Raw genomic sequence first — 24,945 nt, 5'->3', positions numbered from 1 at the left:
TTCTTATTTCAAAACTTTGTCAAAGATTTTAACTTTGACAAAGTGTGGGATTCAGATTAAAAAAGACTTTCATCCACAAAATTCGGCAGCGTTACTTTCAGTTTCGGTTCGGCTTCCATCGCTCTTTTGATGGCGAATACGGCACCTTCGTTTCTAGCCCAGCTTCTGCGGGAAATTCCGTTGTTAACGTCCCAGAACAGCATGGATTTTAATCTTCGGTCGGCATCATCGCTGCCGTCAAGCAGCATTCCGAAACCGCCGTTGATCACTTCGCCCCAGCCCACGCCGCCGCCGTTGTGGATGGACACCCAGGTAGCCCCGCGGAAACTGTCGCCGATCACGTTATGGATAGCCATATCTGCAGTAAAACGCGAACCGTCATAAATATTGGAGGTTTCGCGGTACGGCGAATCTGTTCCTGAAACATCGTGATGGTCACGGCCCAGAACAACCGGTCCGATCTCGCCGTTTCTGATGGCTTTATTAAAGGCTTCGGCAATTTTCATCCTTCCTTCTGCATCGGCATAGAGGATTCTTGCCTGAGAACCAACCACCAGCTTATTTTCCTGCGCACCTTTGATCCACTGGATGTTGTCTTTCATCTGTTGCTGGATTTCTTCAGGGGAATTCTGCTGAATTTCCTCCAATACAGCACAGGCGATGGCATCAGTCTTCTGCAGGTCTTCCGGATTGCCACTTGCACATACCCAACGGAATGGTCCGAACCCGTAATCAAAGCACATCGGCCCCATGATATCCTGAACGTAAGATGGAAATTTGAATTCTCTTCCCAACGTCGGATGATCGGCCATGACATCGGCTCCCGCACGGGAAGCTTCCAGCAAGAATGCATTTCCGTAATCGAAGAAATAGGTTCCTTTTTCCGTATGTTTATTCACTGCTTCGGCATGTCTTCTCAGGCTTTCCTGAACTTTATCCCTAAACAGCTCCGGATCTTCCGCCATCATCCGGTTGGATTCTTTAAAGCTTTGTCCGGCAGGATAATAGCCTCCCGCCCACGGATTATGCAGTGAAGTCTGGTCTGAACCGATATCAATTCTTACATCCTCCTGATCAAATTTTTCCCATACCTCAACGATGTTTCCGAGATACGCCAGCGAAACTGTTTCTTTATTTTCCCTTGCTGTTTTTACCCGGGCAACCAGCTCATCAAGGTTTTCGTGGATCTCGTTCACCCATTTTTGGTCGTGACGGATTTTGGTAATCTTTGAATTGACCTCGGCACAAACCGTTACACATCCGGCTATGTTTCCGGCTTTCGGCTGTGCACCGGACATTCCTCCCAATCCTGAAGTAACGAATAATCCGCCTTTGGGTTCTTTATTGATTTTCCTGAAAGCATTCAGCACGGTGATGGTGGTTCCGTGTACGATTCCCTGCGGCCCGATGTACATATAACTTCCCGCCGTCATCTGTCCATACTGCGTTACGCCTAGGGCATTGAATTTCTCCCAGTCGTCCGGTTTGGAGTAATTCGGGATCATCATTCCGTTGGTAACCACTACCCTGGGTGCATCTTTATGCGACGGGAACAATCCCATCGGATGACCGGAATACATCACGAGCGTCTGCTCATCGGTCATTTCCGAAAGATATTTCATCGTTAAAAGATACTGCGCCCAGTTGGAAAATACGGCTCCGTTTCCACCGTAGGTAATCAGCTCATGAGGATGCTGCGCCACGGCATAATCCAGGTTGTTCTGGATCATCAGCATGATGGCTTTGGCCTGTTCGGATTTTCCCGGATATTCTGAGATCGGCCTTGCCTTCATCTCATAATCGGGACGGAAACGGTACATGTAAATCCTTCCGTATTGCTCCAGCTCTTCCCTGAATTCCGGCAGCAATTCCGCATGAAACTGAGACTCGAAATAACGCAATGCATTTTTCAGCGCTAATTTTTTCTCTTCTTCCCCTAAAATCTCTTTCCGCTTCGGTGCATGGTTGATCTGCGTTTCATAAGGCTTCGGCTGCGGCAGCTCGCCCGGAATACCCTGCTGTATCTGTTCCTGAAATGTCATGTATTGTTGATCGTTGTTGTTTATATTTGATGAATTTTTGTGGTTTTAAAGATATTCAAAATAGAAAATCCGTGCAACTCCTATATGAAATTTACACCATTATAAAGTTCCCTTTCGGCACGAAAAGATAAGGGCGATTTAGAATAAAAAAAGATCGTAAAAATAAGATGGTTTCTTTTTCTCCGTATTCCTTTTTAAGCGGTATAAATAAATTCAGTCGAGCCAAAGTGATGTGGCATTTAAAAATACAAATTTCAGATCGACAACATTCCCCTCCGATTAGGAGGGGTGGCGAAAATTCATAGAATTTTTGACGGGGTGGTTTTTGAGTTGTGCCTTGATTTTACCTTTGTTCTTTTGCACTGACCACCCCGTCTCCGGCTTTCTGCCGGATCCACCCCTCCAATGGAGGGGAATTGCGGTTAAGGGTACGAAAGATATTACGATTAAAGACTTTTCTATATTGTCAAATAGTAAACTTTGCTTCGAATACTAAAACAAAAAACCCCATTGAAAATTCAATGAGGTTTCTTATACTAATCTATTTGTCAGATTTAATTATTGTTTTTAACTAGAATCCAGCCAGTAAAGGTTCTCCCGTCCGGAAGAGTGATTACGTACCAGTAACTGGAAGTTGGGATCGCTCTGCCTTTTATGGTTCCATCCCAGAAGAATTGGGTATTGGAGCTTTGCTCAAAAATCAGGGCCTGGTAGCGGTCGAATATTTTCACGGTTGACATTCTGTTTCCGAAGACCTGTAGGTTTTTAACGATCCATTGGTCATTCATTCCGTCTCCATTCGGCGTAATGGCATTTTTTATATCCAGAACAACGCCCTGTTGTTTTACGATACAATCGCTGCCCACATATCTGACATAGAATGTCGTAATACCCGTTGGCAGATTGTAGAACATGTTGGATGCCTGCCAGTTGATTCCGTCGATAGAATATTGAATCGGTTTTGTTCCGGTAGCATAAACCGTTACATTATTGCCGTTAAATTCCAGATTTTCGATTAGCGGAACTTCATAGTGCTTCACTTCAAAGGTATCCGTGTAAGAACATCCGTTGCTTGCTGTAACCGTAAGCGTATAGGTTCCTGTAACTTTGATTCCGGTGATGGTATCGGTCGTAGAAACCACCTGTCCCGAAGGACCTGTCCAAGTGTAGCTTACAATCGTATATCCTTCAATTTTAACCGTGTAATCCAGAGCACCTTCCGGACAGAAATACAAGGTCGGAATATCAAATATAGGCGTATTTTTTAATGACAGTTTTATTTCCGCTACATTTGAACATGAACCCGGAACACTTACTTTTACATATACCGAACCTGAACCTGAGCTTTGAGTAAAGGTAAAATTGGAAGGCGTGGCAATTGCATTGGTTCCTGCATTAAGGTCTGCCAGAGACGGATAGTATGTAAAGGTAACATTAGCTCCGGTATAAATCTGACTCTGGAATTGGGTAAGATCTACATTTTCCGAGCCGTTGTTTCCGGTATCGCATGCTGCAAGCTGAAACGGCCCGCTATTCTGTAAAGTGAGTTTACTTCCAAGCACAAAGCTAACGGTAGCAATATCCTGGCATCCCGGAAGATTCTGAACTCTTACCCAAATCTGTGACGGGAAAGAGTTTGCCGTAAAATTGGATGGATTCGCAATCGGGTTTGTATTGTTCTGTGCATCCTGCTGCGTCAGGTAGAAAGTAAATACGTTTGCCGGATTTGGAAGATCCACCATCTGATTGGTAAAGTTCAGCAGATTGACTTCATAACTTCCGTCCAGGTTCTCATCACATACCGTAACCGTAGAATTAATCGCTTTCGGCGGGAAATAGGTATTCAGCTGAATCGGTGCTACCGAATAACAGCCCGTCGTTTTCGACTGGAATCTCGCCCAAACCTGCACCGTAGACACATTGGTTGTCACGGTATTCCCAATCTGGTTGGAAGGATTTCCGGCGTTGGCATCTGCTGCTGTATTGTAATACGTAATCGTCATATTAGAAAGCGTATACGTATTTTGCGATGCAATAAATAATTGCGGAATAGCGTCATTCAGCTGGAAGGTTTCACTCAGGTTGAAATCTGCGTCGCATCGGTTTAAAGTGGCATTGTTCAGCACAACAACCGGTAGAAAAGTCATCGTGATGTTCAGTGTGGATACCGAAAAGCATTCATTATTATTAAATTTTACCTTTACGAAAACCGTTGCACTGCCTCCGGAAACCGCAAACTGAGTCGGGTTTGTAATTTCATTCGAAAAAGTTTGGGTGGTAGCATTATAATTTAAGTAATAGGTAAAGCTTACATTTTGGCTTGAAGTAATCTGGCTCTGCGCGCTGGTAAGATTATAGATCTCAACGCCATCATTATTATTATCACAGATGTTGTTCAAATTAATATTTACCGGAGAGTTGACAACCGGAGTCGATGTTAAACTTACCGTAAAAGGATACACCTGTTGACAGTTATAAGAATTGATTTTAACGAAAAATTGCTTGGTTCCGTTCAGCGTATAAGCATTCACAGGATTCGTACCGTTAGCCGCATCGGCAGCAGTAAGATAAAATGTCGTGGTCGCATTCTGATTGCCGATGATCGCTGAAGAAAACTGGGACAGCTGAATATTTTCTGAATTATCGTTATTGATATCACAAACGGTAAAACTTGACTGCACGATAACAGGATGAACCAGATTGACATTGATCGGCCTTATCGTATAGCAGTCATCTGAATTCTCGAAACGCACATAATACGTCTGCGTTACGAAATTCCCGTCTGTGGTAATGGTCTGATTCGGACTGATCGGACTGTTTCCCAAAGTCGCACTTACAAAAGTATAATAAAATTCAGTTACCGCTACACTGGTCGGCGATAACAACATCCCGTTGGAAAGGGTGCTTAAATTAACGCTGATGTCATCGGTTCCGTTAAAACAGATATATTCCGTTTTTTCATTGGCCTGTATTTTTGTAAATGTGATATTCATATTTACCGTAGCCACAGCAAAACAGCCGTTCGGAATCTGTACCCGTATATAAACGGTATATGTACCTTCTTTAATGGTATTTAAAACAGCACCTGATCCACTGAAGGCTTCATCATAAGTGCCATAAGCGGCAAAAGTTGCTCCCTGCGTGGTGGTAATCAGCGGACCGATTGTCACCGGGAAATCAAAAGGCTCCTGGTTATCGGCATTGATATCACAAATGGAATAGGCAAAGTTAAGCGGTGAGTTCATGTTTACCCCTGGTCTGAATTGGAAATTTACCGGGCCTAAAATATAAGTACAGCTTCCGTCCACGAGCCTTACCCAAACCTGGGTATTTGCGGTAATATTTGCCGTTGTGATAGGACTGGTATTATTCTGCGCATTCGACTGTGAGGCGAAATAGGTAATCCCTGTGGTTCCCGGAGCAAAAAGTTCGGTGTTAAGCAAATTTAAATTATAATTGGCTTCTACCCCATCGTTATTGGTATCGCAAACCTCAACGGTATTTTTCAGCAGGTTCCGGGTCAGGAAGTTCAGTGTCAGAACAGCAACCCTGTAACAGGATGGTACACTTGGGTTCTGGATTCTTACGTACAATACGGTATTGGCACTTAACGTATAATTATTCGGTAAAGGGTTCACATTATTCTGTGCGTTCTGCAAACTCGTATGAAAGCTGAAATTAAAATTGGCAGGATTCTGAGTGGTTACATTGGCCTGAAAACTGTTCAGCGTAAGGTTTACGGGCGCATTTCCACAGAAATTCTGTGTATAATTCTTTGCTGCCGGATAGGTAGAATCAAATGTCAGTGGAAAATCATCTGTTAAGGTAAGATTGTTGGTTCCGCAGCTGTTAAAAGTAACATTTGCTGTAAAAACATCACTCTGTGTAGGGCATATTATCGTCTCGATACCTGTTCCTACCGTCTGTCCGGCTGAATTTGTCCATGTTACCTGCGGCTGGATCACATTTCCAAGCGGATTGAACTTCCATGCTTCCTGTAAGGCCTGCCAGGTACCTGTGTTCCGGTTGGCTGGAGAAACCCCTTGGCTTCCATCGCTGTTGAGGACCCCGATCAAAGCATTCGGGAATTTCCTTGTCGGGCATGGCGTCAGCTTTTTATCTACAAAAACTTCAATTACGTTTGTGGTTTCGTGCAGAACGATCTGTGATGAAGAACGTTCGGTACATCCCGCTACTCTGCCCTCGTAAAAATTGATGACAAATTTTCTGAATGGTGCAATACCGATCGTTGTATAATAAATTTCCGAAGGATCATTCGCAGAGAATACCATATCATGATACACGCCGAAGATCGAATTTTTCGGTAAGTTGGCATTTGGATTCTGCCATTGAACATTCGGATAATTGATGTTTCCAAGCTGGCTGAGATCGAAGGTTACCATTCCGTTGGAACCTACCACGAGCGACTGAAAGTATTGGTTGTAGAAACAGAATTTGAATGGCATGTCAAGCTTTACCGCAAACAGGTCGTCATAATTTGCATTCAGTGAAGTTCCCTGATTCATTGGAATTGGCGGGCTGTATGCTTCTGAAGAAACTTCATATCCCGTAGTCTGCTTGATCACAGGATACTCTGCATGAAGTGTGATGCAGCCGTTGGCATCCAGTGTGTTGGTGCAGGTTACATTAAAACTTTCGTTGCCTGCATTGTCTTTCACCTTTACTCCTGAGGGTACCTGCGAAAAGCTATACACACCGATAAGGACGAATAAAAAACGTAAGATTTTCTCCATAATTGTACAATTGTTTTTCCCTTTTAAGGATAAATTTAATACTTTTTATGACACATCTTTCAAACATAAATACTTATTTATGTTAAATTAATATTTAAATTACATATAAAATTGTGCCACAACAATTTAAGTTTTATGGATTGCATAAAAAAACCTTACTTCGTAAAGTAAGGTTAATATTGTCGTTAAAAGAGACATTTTAAGTTAAGACATCGTCATTCCGTTCTTCATGATCGTCGTCGTTATCACTCATGCTCCAATAATTATTTTCTTCGTCTTCGGTCCCGATTTCTTCCATTTCGTCGTCATCTTCCACGCCCGGAATGTCGAGTCCCTTGTCTATTTTATCTTCATCGGTCTCCTCTTTTTCGTTATAGACGGGTTTCCCGTCACCGTCTAAAGGAATATGGTCTTCCTGATTGAAAATATCTTCACTGGGCTGATAATCTCTCTGCTCCAGTCTTCTTTCCTGTTCTTGTTCGCTATTTTCAGATATCATACTGCTGTTTTTTAGTGTTTGTAAATACAAACAAAAATAATTCCAAGATTCCGGGAAGGTCAGGAATAAATTTCCGGATTTATACAGGCCGGCATCGGTTGTCCTTTTGAAAAGGCAATAAGGTTTTCCGCTGCTACTTTTGCCATTCCGGTACGCGCTTCAATGGTGGCCGAGCCGATGTGTGGTAAAACGCAGACATTGGAAAGCTCCAGAATAGGATCATCTTTAAATATGGGCTCAGGGTTTGTTACATCCAGACCGGCACCCCAGATTTTGTGTTCAGCCAGTGCATCATACAGGTCTTTCTGGTGATGAAATCCTCCTCTCGCGGTATTGATAAAGATAGCATTTTCTTTCATTTTTTCGAAAACAGAGGCATTAAAAAGTTCTTTTTGCTCAGGTTTGAAGTTTGCGTGAACACTCAGCACGTCGGATTGTGATACCAGTTCGTCGAAAGAAACATATTTTGCACCCAGTTCCTTTTCAGCTTCTTCATTATGACTTCGGTTGTGATAGATAATTTCCATTCCAAAAGCGGCCTTCGATTTTTTCGCCATTTCGATTCCGATCCTTCCCAATCCGAAAATACCCAATGTCTTTCCGTAGAGTTCCTGTCCCAAAGCATGAAGCGGATCAAAGTCGCCCCAGTTTCCCGATTTTACCTTTTCAAAGTTATAGCTGGCTCTTCTTGCCACCGACTGCATCAGCAAAAAGGCGACATCAGATGTCGCTTTACTCAATACATCCGGGGTATTTCCTACCGGAATTTTTCTGGCGACCGCTTCTTTAACGTCTACATGATCAAATCCTACCGAGTATAGAGCAATGGCCTTTACATCAGGGCATTCATTGAAAAAATCTTTATCGTACCTGAATTCGCTTCCTACACTTAAAATCAAATCGTTGCTTTTGCAGTAATTCAGCCACTCTTCATGGGATAAATTTTCATGTTCGGGAATAAAAATTTCCAGTCCCGCATCTTCAAGCATATGGATTCCTTCTTCAGGGATTCTTTTGGTGATGAATACTTTCATACTTTATTTTTTATCGGATTTTACTTTATTTAAAAAGTTGTAAAGCAACAAAAAGCAAACCATCAGCAACGGACGAAGCCTGATCCGAAATTTTATCATTGAAAATGTACTGATTTAAAAAGAGGGTTTTACAGCTGATTTTAATTGAAAATATTTAACCGAATGAAATAACTTCAGGAAAATCAACTATTGTTCTACTGCCTTGACCATGAGATAACGGTCTTTTTGGATGTAATATACCGGTACGGCAAAGTTTTCTTTTATAAATCTGAAATTCTGCTGCGCCCTGTCGTCATATAGTAAGGTGAGTTTTCCTGCATTAAGTTTGTAGGTTCCTGTGAGATCTTCATATTTTTCTCTTGAGCTGTTTAGGTCTTTAAATACAAATGTCCCGTCCCGGTCAAAATACATGGCAATATTTCCATTCTGATTGTCCACCCAATATCCCAGCAGATTGTTAATATTCGATACTTCAGGATCATTGGGCTTTTGAAGTCCTTCCTTCACCAGAGCTTCTTCACTGATTCGGCTGGCTTTGGCCGCTGACACGGAATCTACTTTTTTTAGTTTTGAAATTTCCAGATTAAGTTCTTTTTCTTTTAACTCCAGCTCTTTTTGTTTCAGCTCGAGTTCTTTCTTCTTGGAAGTGTCGCAGGAAAACAGGGATAGCGCGATTACCGCTCCGATGAAAATTTTATTCATGATTAAAAATTAGTTTTTCCAAATATATAAAATTAAATGGTACCTGAATGCCCTAAAAAACAAAAACCTCATCCCAGAGTAACAGAATGAGGTTTCAACTTTAATATTAAGAATTATTTTTCTTCGCGTTCATGTTCGTCCCAGGCATCGGAAGCCAGTTCTTCAATTTCTTCCCATATTTCACGGGCTGTCCTCCGGGTATGGTTCATGAATCCCTCCTTAGTGGCCTCCTGTTTCTGGCTTTTCCTGTCGCTGATATAATCTTTTACCTGCTGAGAATAGTTTGCGGCCTGGTAATCGGGGTTATCCTGCAGATTTTTCTGAGTGTTGCTGAAATCCTGTGATGCTTTAAATCTATTCGTATCCATTGTGTTAAGATTTAATTGATTAGGTTTTAAACCTCTTCAATTTTCATTCCGAATGACAGCTTTTTATTTCTAATTCTGTGCATACTGATAAGTTTGGGCTAAAGCCGACCGGAATGCTTTTAAATAAAAACGGGCTAAAGCCCAATGTCATTAAGTTAGTATTTTTTAGTGTTATGTTTTTGCTAAATTTGAGATTTAATCTTTCATTTTCTTATTATGCAAAAAAAATGTTTCAGATATTTTATTATCATTGGAGGAGGAAATCCACAGCGTGGCTATTTGTAATGAATACAGGATGAGTAGCAGAGATTTCACCCGCAAAAGGAAGTTGAGCTTTTCAAATACGCTTTTGTTTATGCTCAACTTCATTACCAAAAGCCTGTCCTGTGAGATTGTAAATTTCATTCACTATATAAGATCTTTGGGCCAGACACAGAATACTTTTACAAAAAGTGCATACGTACAGAACAGAAAAAAGATAAAGCCCGAGGTTTTTATTCATCTGAACAAGCGGCTTGTGGAAGAATTCTATACAGATAATTCTGCAGTACAGACCAAATTCAATGGTCTTCGTCTGTTGGCTATTGATGGTTCGAGAATTAATCTACCTCAAACCCGAGAGCTGGAAGAGATTTATGGTGTATCCAAAAACCAGACTTCTCATACCTGCGTACAGGCCAAAGCCTGCGTACTGTATGATACAATCAATAAAATCTGTTTAAAAGGGGTACTTTCTTCTATAGATACTGATGAACGTTTACAGGCTCTTGAGCTGTTGGCTCATTGTTGCCATAATGATCTGCTGCTATATGACCGTGGTTTTGCTTCATTTGATTTCTTTTATCAGCATCACAAAAGAAATTTTAACTACCTTATGCGCGTAAAAGTAGGTTTGAACCAAACCATAAAAGATTTCGTCAAAAGCGGAATATCCAGTATGATAACAGACTTTAAGCCTTCTCCCAACGTAGATCTGTCAGGAAAAGATTATGGTAGAGACTATACTTTTAAGGTAAGATTGTTGCGTGTCGTACTGGATAATGGCACCATCGAAGTTCTTGCAACCTCTCTTTTAGATGAGGCTTGTTATCCTTCGGAGATTTTCAAAGCCCTATATTTTGAACGCTGGGGCATAGAAACCTATTTTGATGAAATCAAAAACAAGCTTCACCTGGAGGAATTTTCCGGTTACTCAAACAACAGCATCTTACAGGATTTCTATTCTACTTTGCTTGTAAGCAATATACAGACCCTTATTGTCAGAGAACTCGAACAGGAGCTTAATGAAGTTGATACGAAAAAGAAGTACCGGTACAAAGTCAATACTTCCCTTTCTTACAGCTTGATGAAAAACAGAATTTTGAATTTGCTCTTTAGCAATGTAAAAAAAGAGGATATAGTGGCAGAGCTTAAAATTCTTTTTGCTTCTCATATGATCCCCGTCAGACCCAAAAGATCCTTTAAAAGGAATATTTTAAAATACAGAGTCAGAGCGAAACCAAAGGTCACTAAAAACTATAAAAAAAATCTATAAGACCTTAACTTAATGACATTGGGCTAAAGCCCGTTCCTATTGATAACGACGTTCCGTTTAATGACCAACAGATTTCTGTTTTACATATTTTAATGATTTCAAACGTATAAGATATTGACATTTGGAAATTCAAAACAGGCTGAAGCCCGCTCCTATTGATGAACAACAGTACGTATAATTATCCAAACCGTTAATTACTGGTTGGTGTTCCCGAGCATCGGAACAAATTTATAGGCTCCGAATTCCTCTTTTTCAAATTCGGTTGGAGAAGCTTTGGTAAAACGGTATAAAACCTGCTCATCGGTAGGTCCCAGAGGAATCACCATTTTGCCGCCTACCTTCAACTGTTTTAATAATTCCGTCGGCAATACGGAAGCTCCGCAGGTGACAATAATTTTATCGAAAGGTGCAAAGGTCGGAAGTCCCGCAAAACCGTCTCCGAAACTCTGGAATTTAGGATACAGATTCATTTCGCGAAGTTTTTTCTTTGAGAAATCAAAAAGGTCTTTTTGCCGCTCAACAGTATAAACGTGGGCTTTCATAGCGAGTAAAACAGCAGTCTGGTAACCGCATCCGGTCCCGATCTCCAATACTTTTTCACCCGGCCTTACCTGCAGAAGCTCAGACTGTTCGGCCACTGTAGAAGGATGGGAAATCGTCTGGTGCGCCAGAATAGGAAATGCCCGGTCCTCGTAGGCAAAATCTTCAAAAATACTTTCGATAAAAAGGTGTCTGGGAACTTCATTCATAGCAGCAAGCACGTGCTCGTCGGAAATTCCGATCCTGTTCCTGAGATAATCTACTAAAATCTTTCTCTTTCCTTTATGTACAAATGAATCTTGCATCATGAGAGTTATTAGGTTTACGGAGTAATTTCCACAAAAGTATAAAAACATTTACTACCTGTCAACCCAAAACCAGAAGGAGTATATTAAATTTAATAAGGATGAACAGGATAAAATTTAATTTGATTTTAAATAATTAAGCATTGAAAGATTTGATTTGGTCGATTGCTTTTGTTTCGCTGCAGTTTTTAACAACACGCTTCAGATTACAATACGCAAAGAAGCTAAAATATTCAATGATCAGGTTTATTTTCCCGACCTAAAATCTATCATCCCGGCCGAAACCTTAAATTTATTATCTTTACGGAAATTTAATACAGCTATGTTAAAAGCAGGTTTGGTAGGCGCCGGACATTTGGGAAAAATCCATTTAAGACTTCTTAATCAATCGGATAAATACGAATTTATAGGGTTTCACGATAAAGATGCGGAGAACGGACGAAAACTGGAGGCAGAATTCGGATACCGGTATTTTGAAAACTTCGATGAGTTGCTGGAGCAGATCGATATGCTGGATATTGTGACCCCTACGGTTTACCATTACGATTATGCATTGAAAGCCATCGAAAGAGGCCTTCATTTTTTCATTGAAAAACCGGTCACCCAAACGCTGGAACAGGCGGAAGAAATCCTTCGGAAATGCGAAGAAAAAGGGATTAAAGCACAGGTAGGGCATGTGGAGCGGTATAATCCTGCATTTGTTGCCACAAAAGAATACATCAAGCATCCGATGTTTATCGAGATCCACCGTCTGGCAGAGTTCAACCCTCGTGGGACCGATGTTTCCGTTGTGCTGGACCTGATGATCCACGATCTGGATATTCTGCTGAGCATCGTAAAATCGAAAGTAAAAAACCTCGACGCAAGCGGTGTTTGTGTCGTAAGCAAAACCCCGGATATTGCCAATGCGAGAATTGAATTTGAAAACGGCTGTGTCGCGAACTTAACGACTTCCAGAATTTCCATGAAAGCCATGAGAAAGAGCCGTTTCTTTCAGAAGGATGCTTATATTTCGGTGGATTTCCTTGAGAAAAAAGCGGAAGTGATCCGGATGAAAGATGCTCCCGAAAACCCTACTCCATTCGATATGATTATTGAAAATGCGGAAGGCGAAAAAAATCAGATTTTATTTGAATATCCGAATATTCAGCCGAACAATGCCATCCTAGATGAGCTGAACTCTTTTGCCGATTCGATTACCGAAAATAAGCATGTTGAAGTTTCTATCGGAGACGGAACGGAAGCGTTGAAAGTCGCTTTGGAGATTATGAAGCTGATTTCATAGATAAATCAATAGTATTAATTATTTATTTATGAAAAAGATTTTAATTCTCATAATTGGCTTTTTCTTTTTATTACTAGCAGGAATCATTATTTACCAAAAGTTTTACTTAAGTCCAAGGAGTATTCAAAAAAGAAAAATAGAAATTTTTGAAGAAAGAATTAAAGAATTTGAAAACTCCAAATCAGGACTAATTGATTTAACAGATTCTATACATCTTCGCTGGAGAATTAAAGATTTTAAAGCTGAGAATCATAATATTGAATATTGTGAAAATAAAATCAGGATGCCAGATACATCTGCACTATCGATAATAAAGATTGGTATGGATCAGATTTTAAAATGGATTTGCCAAAAAATGAATTAAAATTATTAGTAATTTATATTAAGGGAAAATATATTAAATTAGATATTTCACAGATGTTTAACCCTAATTTAACTGGAGAGTTAAATAACTATCAATTTAAACTTAAGTATTATGCAGGTTTTTATTTACTTTATGGCTTTTTCTCTGATGGTGCAGGAGCTTATACAGCCCAATGGAAAATTCAGAATGGAAAAACAGATAGAATAAAACTTTCTAATGAAGACAAAGATTTTAAATGGCAGAATATAAAATAGAAAATAATGAACACAAACGAGTTTAAGCTCGTTTTTTTATTTAAACCCTCATTTGCTCTGATAAATAATTGTTAAATCCTCACTTTCGATTCTTTAATTTAAAATAATTACAATTCAATAATTTTAATATATTTGTGAATACTTTAAAAGTTTATTTCTTAAAACAATCTCCTATTATTTAAATATTTAAAACTACTATGAAACGAGCCATCCTATTATCCGCTTTTTTATTGTCTCAATTTGGGACATCACAGCTTCTAAAAACGCAGGGTCAGAAAATCGTTAACGACAAAGGTGAAAATATACAGTTGAGAGGCCTTGGCCTCGGCGGATGGATGCTGCAGGAAGGCTATATGCTGAAAACAGCCGATTTTGCCGGTCCGCAATATAAAATCAAAGAAAAGATCGCAGAGCTTATTGGCGAAGACGGGATGAATGCATTTTACAAAGCGTATCTTAAAAACGGAATCACCAAACAGGATATCGATTTCCTAAAAAAAGCGGGATTCAATTCGATCCGGCTTCCGATGCATTATAATCTTTATACTTTGCCTATTGAAAAGGAACCGGTAAAAGGACAGAATACCTGGCTGAAAGAAGGTTTTGATATGACGGATGACCTTCTGAAATGGTGTGCCGACAATAAAATGTACCTGATCCTGGATCTTCATGCTGCTCCCGGCGGACAGGGAAATGATGTGAATATCTCCGACAACGATAAATCGAAGCCGTCCCTCTGGGAAAGCGAAGAGAATCAGAAAAAAACAATTGCGCTCTGGAAAAAACTGGCGGAACGGTATAAAGATGAGCCCTGGATCGGCGGTTACGACCTGATCAATGAGCCGAATATCAACTTTACCGGCAAAAACCCGAACGGAACTGATGAGATGTCCAATGCACCACTGTGGAAACTGCAGAAAGAAATCACCGAAGCCATCCGTACAGTGGATCAAAAGCACCTCATTATTATCGAAGGAAACGGATGGGGAAACAATTATAACGGTTTAACCCCGCTTTGGGACAACAATATGGTGTTCAGCTTCCACAAATACTGGAACAACAATGATGATGCAACGCTGAAATTTGCCCTGGATCTGAGAGAAAAGCATAATGCGCCGATCTGGCTGGGAGAAACAGGAGAAAATTCCAACGTATGGTTTACGGAACTGATCCAGTTGCTGGATAAGCACAACATCGGCTATGCCTTCTGGCCGATGAAAAAGATCGACAATATCGCGGGAATTACCAATGTAAAAATTACACCGGAATATGAGAAGCTTCTTCACTATTGGAAAAACGGTGGCGAAAAACCGTCGAAGGAATTTGCTGAAAAAGCATTGATGCAGATCGCCGATAATTACAAGTTCAGTAACGTGGAGATTAAAAATGATGTCATCGATGCGATGTTCAGGCAAACTACCGACGGCTCTACCAAACCGTTCAAAAACCTTCAGGCTCCGGGGAAAATTTCTGCAACGGATTATGATTTGGGAAGAATGGGCGCTGCTTATCTGGATAAGGATTTCATCAACCTGTGGGTAAGCGACCCGGCAAAAAGATCCGAATGGAATTCCGGTAACCAGCTGAGAAACGATGGGGTTGATATTTATAAAGGAAAAAACAAGGAGTATTATGTCGGAAAAACGGAGAGCGGCGAATGGATTCAGTATACGATCCAGTCGAAAGCCGGCAAAGCTTATACTTTCGACATCAGTTACGCCAGTAAAAATCCGGCAAAAATCCGGATCGAAGAAGCTTCCGGAAAACAGCTTGGAAGCCTCTCACTACAGTCTACGGGTGGAAATGAAATCTGGAAAACGGCTTCTGTGAAAGGCATCAACCTTCAGAAAGGGGAAAACAAAATCCGGATTTATTTTGAAAATGATGGCGTCAACCTAAAAAGTATCGAAGTAAAATAAAAACAGACAAACACCGCCTCCGGTTACAATAATTTTAAGTATTTTGCAGAAAAATTATAACACATGGAACAATCTCCTTTTGAACAGTTTGAAGAATTAAGAATTAATGCAGCGGCAAAATCCTTTTTGGGTGAAGCGGCAAAATGGACCACCTATTTATCGATCCTGGGCTATATCGGTATCGGCTTTATGGTACTGGCTGCCATTGTGCTGTTCGCAGTTGGCTCGTCCATCAGCATGGGGCCGATGGCCGGCGGAATCTGGATGGGAGTCTTTTACCTGGCTCTTGCGGCGTTTTATTTTATCCCGATCAACCTGCTGTATAAGTTTTCTTCGAATATGAAAACAGCATTACATTCTAACGATCAGGCAAGCTTGGTAAAAGCTTTTGAATATTTAAAATCGCATTACAAGTTTATAGGAATTCTTACGATTGTTTTAATCGGAATTTATATTCTTGCTGTCGTCGGTATTGTTTTAACCGGAATGAGCGGTATGAGATAGTAATTAAAATTTAAATCCTTCTTTTTTGAGAGGGATTTATTTTTTAAGGTAACTGCAGAATTCCTGATCAAACTCACTGTAAATTTCAGGCTATCCTTCATTTTAAAATCAGTAAATTTAAGTTTCCGTATTTTTAAGATCTAACCATCGTATGAAGCAAAATATTATGAAAAAAACAGCATTGCTATTTCTCCTGATTTCAGCATTTTCATTTGCCCAGCAATTCGTTCTGGAAAAGAAAATCAATTCAATTATAAAAAATAAAAAAGCAACCGTGGGTGTTTCGGTCCTGGGTTTTGAAAATGGTTTTCAATACAGTAAAAACGGTGGCAAGAAACTTCCGATGCAGAGTGTCTTTAAATTTCACATCGCAGCAGCCGTTTTACATGAAGTGGATCGAGGAAAACTCTCACTGGATCAGAAAATCCAGTTAAACCGAACCAATTTACTGGAAAATACATGGTCGCCGCTTCGGGATAAATACCCTGCCGGTCATGTGGATATCCCTCTAAGCGAAATCATTGAATTTACCGTAGCGAAGAGCGATAACAACGGATGTGATATCCTGCTGGCATTACTCGGTGGAACACAGGCCGTTCAGCAGTTTATGAATTCCAAAGGAGTAAAGGATTTTCAGATCAGGTACAATGAAGAAGAAATGCATAAAGACTGGAATGCCCAATACCAAAATTATACAACGACGGTTTCTGCAACGGATGCCCTGAAAAAATTGTATGATGGGAAATTACTTTCTAAAAAGTTAACGGATTATTTGATAAAAGTCATGCTTTCTACTTCCACGGGAACCAATAAACTGGTCGGGCAGCTTCCGAAAGATACGCCTGTAGCCCGGAAAACGGGATCTTCCGGAAAGAATAATGCCGGTCTTACAGGTGCTGAAAACGAAATCGGAATCGTTACTCTGCCTAATGGCAAGCATTATGCAATAGCTGTATTTGTCAGTAACTCAACGGAAACGGATGTAGTGAACTGTAAGATGATCTCGGATATTTCAAAGTCGGTCTGGGATTATTTTAATAAGTAAAAATTTAAGCTTAATTTTAAAACCGTTAAAAATGAAAAAAGTATTAGCAACCATAGGATTATTCAGCTCGGTATTATTCTTTGCCCAGAAAAGCGAAAGCTATCTTCAGGTAGGATATGCCAGCCTATGCTGCGGAACTGCTTCCGATAAGCCTGTTATGGATTACCTGGCTCAGTTTAAAAACAAGAACAGGGTAAAAAGCCTTGAAGTATATAAAAAAAGCGGTCTTGGCCGTGAAGGGGAATACAACCTGTACATCGGAACAGACGGACTTTCTAAAACACAGAAGACAGCCTTCATCGATGGCCTGAAAGCTACTGTAAACAGCCAGAATAAAGCCCGGAAAACCAACAGCACCGGCCTGGTAAATTTCGATGAAAACGAAACCGTACCAAAGGCCGATCTTATGAACGCAAGAAATTTAACATTGATATCCACCCAAAAAACAATTAAAACTAAATAAGGAAAAATGATCAAAAACATTGTAGTTATCGGAGCGGGAACCATGGGAAATGGTATTGCACACACTTTTGCACAAAGCGGGTTTCAAGTGAATCTTGTAGATGTTTCCCAGGATGCTTTGGACAGAGGACTGAAAACCATCACCACCAATCTTGACAGAATAATTGCAAAGGGAAACCTTACGGAAGAACAGAAATCGGAAACTTTAGGAAACATCACCACATTTACAGCTCTTCAGGATGCGGTGGGAAATGCCGACCTTATCGTAGAGGCCGCTACGGAAAACCAGGAACTGAAACTGAAAATTTTCGGACAGATGGACGAATTTGCTCCGGAAAACTGTATCCTGGCCACGAATACCTCTTCGATTTCCATTACAAAAATCGCCGCTGCTACGAAAAGAGCCAATAAGGTAATCGGAATGCATTTTATGAACCCGGTGCCAATCATGAAGCTGGTTGAGATTATCAAAGGCTACTCTACTTCCAAAGAAACTTTTGATGCGATCTATGAGATGAGCAAAACACTAGGGAAAGTGCCTGTAGAAGTAAACGATTACCCGGGATTTGTAGCCAACAGAATTCTGATGCCGATGATCAACGAATCGATTGAGACCCTGTACAACGGTGTGGCCGGAGTGGAAGAGATTGATACGGTGATGAAGCTGGGAATGGCGCATCCGATGGGACCGCTACAGCTGGCAGATTTTATTGGTCTTGATGTTTGTCTTGCGATCTTAAACGTGATGTACGACGGTTTCAAAAACCCTAAATATGCACCGAATCCTCTATTGGTAAATATGGTGATGGCCGGAAAGCTGGGTGTGAAATCGGGAGAAGGGTTCTATGATTATTCCGAAAGCAAAAAAGCTGAAAAAGTAGCGAAAATGTTTTCAAAATAAAGATAAGTAATGTGTTATGGATTATAAATTATAAATTTGGGCATTAAAACCTGATTTCATACTCAAACCATCATTTACCTTGATACGATTCAAAGAAAGAACTATTCAGATATTATTGGTCATCATTACTTTAGTGATGACCATTTTTCGTTTTTTACTTAATGAAAATGGACGGGTAAGTCCGGATTCGATACGTTACATGCGGTTTGCCCACGTTTTCCCAACCATCGATAATACAACAACCCCTTTAGGGTATCCTCTGGCTATCAAATTTTTTACTTTCTTTGGGCTTGATGAATTCTGGAGCAGCAAAGCCATCGGCATTATGGCCTTTCTCTTTATTATTGTATTTACATGGCGGAAAAAGTTCTTTTTCAGGGAATCCGTTATTCTATGCTCCTTGTTCAGCTTTCTCTCTATTTTTTCGTTTACAATGAGTGAGGCACTGATCCTGCCTTTTGTATTTGTATTTCTTTATGTATCAGCATCAATCATTGAAGGAAAATTAGAAAAAGGAAAAGCCATTTTCTATCTTACGTTAAGCCTGATCGCCCTTTACAACATCCGCTACAGCTCGCTTTTTATAATCGGTGGCGCAGGACTGTTTGGATTGTTTTTTTATAAAAGAAAATACGCATCATCGTTTATTATTTCAGGAATGATTGGAGTAACTTTCGTTATTTTATATAAGTTCCTGTTTATTGATTATTTTAATGAAAACTACATCAATGATGCTCTCGAAATTGGTTTACATCCGACTTCTCAATTGCTCGTTGAACTGTTTCAGGGACTCTGTACCACTTTCAATCCGTTTATCCATATTTCGGATCCCGGCGGCGGAAAGATCAATTATGCCATTTACGGGATCGGGCTTGTGAATATACTGGCTATGGCGTATGTCTTTGTAAAACATAAATTATCGGAAACCGAAACCTTCTATATTTTTGTAAGCATTGCCGGAATTGCCTGTTCGTATTTCATCCAGTATTTTTATTCGGTAAATCCTCTGGATTACAGGCTGCTAGCGCCGTTCAGCCTACCGGTATGGCTGGTGTATTTCAGACGGCTGTTTCAGATTTTCAGTATTAAAACCTATGCTCTCGGATTTTTAAGCTTACTGTCCGGAATGTTATTTACCTGGCTTTCCAAAGGCAATTATCTTGAAAACAGAAGAGAGATGAAGCAGTTTCTCCAAGCTGAAAAGCTGGATAAAATTCCTTTAAAGTTTTACCTGGAAACGACTGAAGACCTGGATAAAATACAGGTCGCCGAGCTGATGAGTACGGTAAATGCAGATGTTTCCCTGACTTTTAAACCGAAAGATACGCTTCAGAGAACTACATTGACGAGGTATAAAGTTTTGCAAAAAATAAAAATTGACAAGAACAAATACCAATAATTTTATTATCTTTGATTTAAAGTTAAAACATTAAAAAAATGAAATTACCAAAGTTTTTATTAGCAGATAATTCGGAATTTCCAGAGGATTTGTTCGTTGTTCATACAGAATATCCAAGATTCATCCTTAACGTTGAGGAAGAAGAAGTTGAATGGCTGGATGATCTGGAAGGAGATGATGAAGAAACGATGGCAGACGAGGCTACAAAAGTAGTGGAAGCTGCATTTAAATGGTGCGATGAAGAGTTGGCTAAGTACGACGACGAAGAGGAAGAATAATAACGACCCGAACATAAAAAAGGAACTCTGATGAGTTCCTTTTGTTTTATTGCGCTTTATTAAATTTCAGGAGTAGGAGGTTATCCTGGTACAGTTCGAGTACATTTCCGGTAACCACATATTTGTTGGCTTTCCCCATCATATCCATAAAGTTTTTCTCGACGCTCATGTTATCGCACGCCATTCTTGTGGAACCCATCTGCCCGACAGAGAAATTTCCGGTGGAAGGCTCTACCCTGGCGGTCCCGAAGTAGTTGTTGCATCCCGCATTTCCGTTAATTTTTTCACCGTCTATATTCAGTGTAGGAATTTTTCCTTTCACATTATCGGCCAGCGCCCATTTCGTTCCTGAAAGAGCGGGCTGTGCCTTTCCTAATTTTGCAGAAGAACCTGCGGTTGCACCACAGGAAACCAAAACCGCTGCCAGACCTATACTTAAAAAAAGATTTTTCATTTTTTTCTTTTTGATTTACATCAAATTTACGAATTTATATGATGTAAACGGGCTTTCCGGAGATTTTATTGTGGTGCTTGTGGTTTCTGTTATGTTAATTTCCTGTAAACTTTGTCAAAGTTCTGACGTTTAGTGCAGGATATGCCTTCTTCTGAAAATACCTGACCAACGATTTAAATTAAAAACAAAAAAACGGACCGAAGCCCGTTTCTTTATTTTAAAACTGAAAGGAATTACCCTCTCAATTCTGCATTAAATTCTTTCTGGAAAGACTTCACCAGCGAGTCCATTACAGCAGCGATTTCTTTTTCCTCCAGCGTCTTTTCTTCGTTTAGAAGCTCGAAGCTCATTGCGTAAGACTTTTTGCCTTCAGGAAGATTTTTGCCTTCGTAAACGTCAAACAGGTTGATGTTCTTGATGTAAGGCGATTTGTTCTTTTTGGCAGCCTGATAAAGATCCTGGTAATTTACCGTTTTGTCAAGCAGCAATGCCAGATCTCTTCTGATCTTGTTAAACTTCGGAATATCCTTAAATTTCAACTCGTTTTTGGAACGCAATTGCTGAGCGAATTCCAGTTCGATTTCCGCATAGAAACATTCCTGGTCGATATCAAAATCTTTCAGCATCTGAGGCGCTATTTTCCCGATTCTTACCAATGTTTTTCCTTCTGCTTCATAAGCCAATGCATCGGAGAATCTTTCGTCGGATAAAGCCGTTTCCTTATAATCGATTGCCAATTTTTCCAGCAATACTTTTACATAAGCTTTCAGGTTGTAGAAGCTTGTTGCCGATTTCGGCTGCAGCCAGTTTTCAGCGACTTCTCTTCCGGAAACAAGGATCGCGAGTTGTTTTCTTTCCTCGTATTTTTCTCTTTTATGATAAATTTTCCCGAATTCGAAGAACTTAATATCCTGGTTTTTCCGGTTGATGTTATAGATCGCATTCTGCAAAAGCCCTTCCAACAAAGACTTTCTCATGAATGCAAGATCATTGCTCAATGGGTTCAGCAATTTTACGGCATCTGTTTCATCCTTCACGGAAGTTAATGAATTGTTCATTACTTCGTTAAAACCAAGGCTCTGTAAAGTTCTGGCCCAGTTGTTTTCCAGCTCGTCCTGATCCTGTGCGCTAAGTTTCACCGGGGTGAAAGATATTTTCTGCGGCGCATCGATCTTATTATAACCGTAGATTCTTAAAATCTCCTCAATAACGTCGATTTCTCTGGTTACATCTGCCCTGTAAGCCGGAACCGAGATCTCATATCCGTTCTGAATTTCGTTCAGCACCTGGATTTCAAGTGCTTTCAGAATTTCTTTTACTTTTTCTCTGTGAATTTTTGTTCCTAAAATCTGTTCGATCTTTGAGAATCTGATGATTACGTAATGATCTTCAATTTTCTTAGGATATTCTTCCAGCAAGTCTCCTACGAGCTTTCCTTCAGCAAGCTCCTGAATCAGCTTAATCGCATGAGTAATAGCCGTTCTTGTAATATTCGGATCCACTCCCCTTTCGAATCTGAAAGAAGCATCCGTATTCAGCCCGTGGAATTTTGCGCCTTTTCGTACCGCTACCGGGTTGAAGTAAGCACTTTCCAGGAAGATGGTCTTTGTTTCAGCAGAAACCCCTGAATCGGCACCTCCGAAAACTCCGGCAATGCACATCGGATGGTCTTCACCGTCTTTAATGATGATTTCCGAACCGTTCAGCGTTCTTTCCACGCCATCCAGTGTTTTGAATTTTGTTCCTTCCTTTACGGTTCCTACTTTTACTTTCTTACCGGAAATTTTATCGGCATCAAAAGCGTGAAGCGGCTGTCCATAACCGTGCAGGATATAGTTGGTAATATCGACAACATTATTGATCGGGCTTAAGCCGATGGCTTTAAGACGGTCTTTCAGCCATGAAGGTGAATCTGCAACCTGTACATTTTCAATCACCGCTCCAATGTATCTTGGGCACAATTCCGCATCTTCTACTTCCAGTGTAAAATCGTGGGAGCCTTCGTTGTTTAAAACAACAGAAGATACTTTCTCAAATTCCGCATTCTGCTTATTGGTAGCCAGGTAAGCATGAAGATCTCTTGCCACCCCGTAATGAGACATGGCATCGGTTCTGTTCGGTGTTAATCCGATTTCCAGCACCTCGTCGGTTGTCAATTCAAAATAATCCGCGAAATTCTTACCAACTTCATACTTTTCTTCATCCAGCACCATGATCCCTCCGTGATCGTCACTAAGCCCCAACTCATCTTCCGCGCAGATCATTCCCTGGGAAACTTCCCCTCTGATCTTGGCTTCCTTGATTTCAAAAAAGTTTCCGGTTTTATCATAGATTTTTGTTCCGACTACTGCTACAGGAACCGTTTGCCCCGCTTCCACGTTCGGCGCTCCGCAAACGATGTGCAGCACTTTTCCGTTGCCTACATCTACCGTTGTTTTTTTCAGTTTGTCTGCATTCGGATGTTTTTCACAGGTAAGAACCTTACCTACGACCACTCCTTCCAGGCTGCCTTTTATGCTTTCAAATTTTTCTATCCCTTCAACTTCCAGACCAATATCTGTAAGGAACTCACCGATTCTCTCCGTTTTCAATTCCGTTTTGATGTAGTCTTTAAGCCAGTTGTTTGATATTTTCATTGAATATATTTTGAATTTTTTGTACAATTTTATTGTACGGTTTTAAGCGTACAAATGTCGTGTTTTTTTGATAAACAGAGAAATTTATAACAGATTTTAAGAGTTAAATTTTGCCTGAATATCTTAGGTTTTCCATTGATTGTACCGCTATTTTCGGATCAGGCACAAAGGTTGGCAAGAAAATTAGCACAATATAATTTGCTTTGAATTGTATGAATAGAAGCCAAGAAGTGTAAAAAGTCTTAACATTATCGACGTAAACAATAAATCGCATGCCAGCTGCAGATTTATCGTTCGCAAGGGCATTCCATTCAGCAAATGACCGTTGCGATACTACTATGGTTTCAAATTCAAATTAATTAAACTTTTTGCTAAATCCCAAAATCTTGTAACGGATCCTAATTTTCAGGCTTTCTAAAACCTGTACCATTAAAAAAGAGGCTTTGAAAATCAAAACCTCTTTCTGTATTGTATGCAAAATTACTGTTACAAACCGATAACCGGCATCGACAGCATTAAGATGCTTTCATTGTCTTCAAGACCGTCAAGAGGTTCGATAATGCCCGGTCTGTTGGGCTGGGACATTTTCATCGTGATATCGTCTGATCCAAGGATCGTCAGCATTTCCGTTAAGAATTTGGAACTGAATCCGATGTTAATGTCTTCTCCATTGTAATCGCAAGGGATCTGCATGTCTGCTTTGTTTGCATATTCCGTATCTTCTGCATGCAGATGAAGGATGTTGGCAGACAATTTAAATCGTACCTGGTTGGTGGATTTATTGGACATGATTGATGCTCTTTTGATCGCTCCCAACAAAAGATTTCTGTTAATGGTAAGCACATTTGGGTTTTCTTTCGGGATTACCGCGGTATAGTTCGCGGTATTTCCCGTCGATCAAACGGCAGATCCAGGTATGTTTACCGAAAGTAAACTTAGCCATGTTCTCGTTGAATTCGATAGTAACATCTTCATTGGAACTTGCCAGTATATTTTTAAAAATGTTCAGCGGTTTTTTCGGCATGATGAATTCCATCGGTCCGGCATTCATCAGATCCGTTCTTTTATATACGACCAATCGGTGGGAATCCGTAGATACGAAATTGGTTTCGTTTTCTCCAAACTGGAACAGCACCCCCGTCATTACAGGACGCAGGGAATCGTTGCTCGTGGCGAAAAGGGTATTCGTAAGGGCTTCTGACAGAACACCTGCCGACATGGTAACACTCTGTGCAGCATCGAATTCCGGCAATTCCGGATAATCATCCGCATTGTCCAGCGCTACTGCGAAGTTGTCTTTTTCATCTAAAATCTCAAGCTGACTTCCCGTTCCTTCCGCATTATCTTTTACTACCAGCGTAAGCGGCTGTTCTCCGTAAGTCTTGATAAAATCCTGAAAAATCTTTGCCGGTACAGCAAATCTGCCCGTATCGTCAGATTTCGCCTCAAGGGAAGTTACCAGCGTAGTTTCGCCATCTGATGCGGTAATGGTAACCTGAGTTCCGTCTAATTCAAAAAGATAATTTTCTAAAATCGGTCTCGACTGAGAGCTTGATATTACACCACTTACAGTTTGCAAAGCCTTCTGCAGTTCTCCACTTGAAATAATAAATTTCATAGATTTAAAAATAAGTTTTTACAAATATAATAAATAGAAAAGAGATGG

At 40.3% G+C, this 24,945-nt stretch carries 20 protein-coding genes and 1 pseudogene; 11 read left to right on the top strand and 10 right to left on the bottom strand.

Annotated elements, in window-relative coordinates; genetic code table 11:
- Nucleotides 1-56 precede the first annotated feature (56 nt).
- The 6 genes from QE422_RS10115 to QE422_RS10090 form a co-directional block, all read right to left on the bottom strand.
- Nucleotides 57-2,042 (bottom strand): urocanate hydratase, encoded by a 1,986-nt coding sequence (locus QE422_RS10115; protein ID WP_307457570.1) that lies wholly within the window; start codon nucleotides 2,040-2,042, stop codon nucleotides 57-59.
- Between the two features lie 554 nt (nucleotides 2,043-2,596).
- Entirely contained in the window at nucleotides 2,597-6,796 is a 4,200-nt protein-coding gene (locus tag QE422_RS10110; protein ID WP_307457567.1) for a T9SS type B sorting domain-containing protein, read from the bottom strand.
- Nucleotides 6,797-6,995: 199 nt separating this feature from the next.
- A complete protein-coding gene (locus QE422_RS10105) occupies nucleotides 6,996-7,295 on the bottom strand; it encodes a hypothetical protein (protein ID WP_307457564.1) in 300 nt (99 codons plus the stop codon).
- 59 nt (nucleotides 7,296-7,354) lie between these two features.
- Nucleotides 7,355-8,329: a D-glycerate dehydrogenase gene (locus QE422_RS10100; RefSeq protein WP_307457561.1), complete on the bottom strand. Its 975-nt coding sequence runs from the start codon at nucleotides 8,327-8,329 to the stop codon at nucleotides 7,355-7,357.
- 186 nt (nucleotides 8,330-8,515) lie between these two features.
- Nucleotides 8,516-9,031 carry a hypothetical protein gene (locus tag QE422_RS10095; RefSeq protein ID WP_307457558.1) on the bottom strand — a complete coding sequence of 172 codons (516 nt, stop codon included), beginning with the start codon at nucleotides 9,029-9,031 and terminating at the stop codon, nucleotides 8,516-8,518.
- A gap of 113 nt (nucleotides 9,032-9,144) precedes the next feature.
- Nucleotides 9,145-9,399: a prevent-host-death protein gene (locus QE422_RS10090; RefSeq protein ID WP_307457556.1), complete on the bottom strand. Its 255-nt coding sequence runs from the start codon at nucleotides 9,397-9,399 to the stop codon at nucleotides 9,145-9,147.
- 295 nt (nucleotides 9,400-9,694) lie between these two features.
- Here QE422_RS10090 and QE422_RS10085 point away from each other — a divergent pair, with 295 nt between their 5' ends.
- Entirely contained in the window at nucleotides 9,695-10,933 is a 1,239-nt protein-coding gene (locus QE422_RS10085; protein WP_307454373.1) for an IS4 family transposase, read from the top strand.
- Between the two features lie 194 nt (nucleotides 10,934-11,127).
- Here QE422_RS10085 and QE422_RS10080 read toward each other — a convergent pair whose 3' ends face one another.
- Nucleotides 11,128-11,778, bottom strand: coding sequence for a protein-L-isoaspartate(D-aspartate) O-methyltransferase (locus QE422_RS10080; RefSeq protein WP_307462327.1), 651 nt, complete (start codon nucleotides 11,776-11,778; stop codon nucleotides 11,128-11,130).
- A 322-nt stretch (nucleotides 11,779-12,100) separates the two neighbouring features.
- On the opposite strand from QE422_RS10080, the gene QE422_RS10075 reads away from it, so the two are divergent.
- From QE422_RS10075 to QE422_RS10030, 10 genes are all read left to right on the top strand, one after another.
- Nucleotides 12,101-13,063 carry a Gfo/Idh/MocA family protein gene (locus tag QE422_RS10075; protein ID WP_307457554.1) on the top strand — a complete coding sequence of 321 codons (963 nt, stop codon included), beginning with the start codon at nucleotides 12,101-12,103 and terminating at the stop codon, nucleotides 13,061-13,063.
- Between the two features lie 28 nt (nucleotides 13,064-13,091).
- Nucleotides 13,092-13,427 carry a hypothetical protein gene (locus tag QE422_RS10070; RefSeq protein WP_307457551.1) on the top strand — a complete coding sequence of 112 codons (336 nt, stop codon included), beginning with the start codon at nucleotides 13,092-13,094 and terminating at the stop codon, nucleotides 13,425-13,427.
- On the top strand, nucleotides 13,403-13,681 hold the full coding sequence (locus QE422_RS10065; protein WP_307457548.1) for a hypothetical protein: 279 nt from the start codon (nucleotides 13,403-13,405) through the stop codon (nucleotides 13,679-13,681). The genes QE422_RS10070 and QE422_RS10065 overlap by 25 nt, the downstream gene beginning before the upstream one ends.
- Nucleotides 13,682-13,878: 197 nt before the next feature.
- Nucleotides 13,879-15,600, top strand: coding sequence for a cellulase family glycosylhydrolase (locus QE422_RS10060; protein WP_307457545.1), 1,722 nt, complete (start codon nucleotides 13,879-13,881; stop codon nucleotides 15,598-15,600).
- A 63-nt stretch (nucleotides 15,601-15,663) separates the two neighbouring features.
- Nucleotides 15,664-16,104 carry a DUF5362 family protein gene (locus QE422_RS10055; RefSeq protein WP_307457543.1) on the top strand — a complete coding sequence of 147 codons (441 nt, stop codon included), beginning with the start codon at nucleotides 15,664-15,666 and terminating at the stop codon, nucleotides 16,102-16,104.
- Nucleotides 16,105-16,270: 166 nt separating this feature from the next.
- Entirely contained in the window at nucleotides 16,271-17,149 is an 879-nt protein-coding gene (gene bla-A, locus QE422_RS10050) for a CGA/CIA family class A beta-lactamase (RefSeq protein WP_307457541.1), read from the top strand.
- A 31-nt stretch (nucleotides 17,150-17,180) separates the two neighbouring features.
- The gene (locus QE422_RS10045; protein WP_307457538.1) at nucleotides 17,181-17,612 is read left to right on the top strand and encodes a hypothetical protein; all 432 of its coding nucleotides are present in this window, start codon (nucleotides 17,181-17,183) and stop codon (nucleotides 17,610-17,612) included.
- Between the two features lie 9 nt (nucleotides 17,613-17,621).
- A complete protein-coding gene (locus tag QE422_RS10040) occupies nucleotides 17,622-18,512 on the top strand; it encodes a 3-hydroxybutyryl-CoA dehydrogenase (protein WP_307462325.1) in 891 nt (296 codons plus the stop codon).
- A gap of 79 nt (nucleotides 18,513-18,591) precedes the next feature.
- Entirely contained in the window at nucleotides 18,592-19,911 is a 1,320-nt protein-coding gene (locus QE422_RS10035; protein ID WP_307457535.1) for a hypothetical protein, read from the top strand.
- Between the two features lie 38 nt (nucleotides 19,912-19,949).
- On the top strand, nucleotides 19,950-20,189 hold the full coding sequence (locus QE422_RS10030) for a hypothetical protein (protein WP_027380779.1): 240 nt from the start codon (nucleotides 19,950-19,952) through the stop codon (nucleotides 20,187-20,189).
- A 46-nt stretch (nucleotides 20,190-20,235) separates the two neighbouring features.
- On the opposite strand, the gene QE422_RS10025 is transcribed toward QE422_RS10030, so the two are convergent.
- From QE422_RS10025 to dnaN, 3 genes and pseudogenes are all read right to left on the bottom strand, one after another.
- Nucleotides 20,236-20,643: an META domain-containing protein gene (locus tag QE422_RS10025; protein ID WP_307457527.1), complete on the bottom strand. Its 408-nt coding sequence runs from the start codon at nucleotides 20,641-20,643 to the stop codon at nucleotides 20,236-20,238.
- 233 nt (nucleotides 20,644-20,876) lie between these two features.
- Entirely contained in the window at nucleotides 20,877-23,279 is a 2,403-nt protein-coding gene (pheT, locus tag QE422_RS10020) for a phenylalanine--tRNA ligase subunit beta (protein ID WP_307457524.1), read from the bottom strand.
- Between the two features lie 486 nt (nucleotides 23,280-23,765).
- A pseudogene (gene dnaN, locus QE422_RS10015) lies at nucleotides 23,766-24,897 on the bottom strand (DNA polymerase III subunit beta).
- Between the last annotated feature and the right edge of the window lie 48 nt (nucleotides 24,898-24,945).

Source organism: Chryseobacterium sp. SORGH_AS_0447 (genome assembly GCF_030818695.1).
Lineage (GTDB): Bacteria > Bacteroidota > Bacteroidia > Flavobacteriales > Weeksellaceae > Chryseobacterium.
The sequence above is the reverse complement of the archived record's forward strand: the minus strand, read 5'-3'. Positions and strand labels throughout refer to the sequence as shown.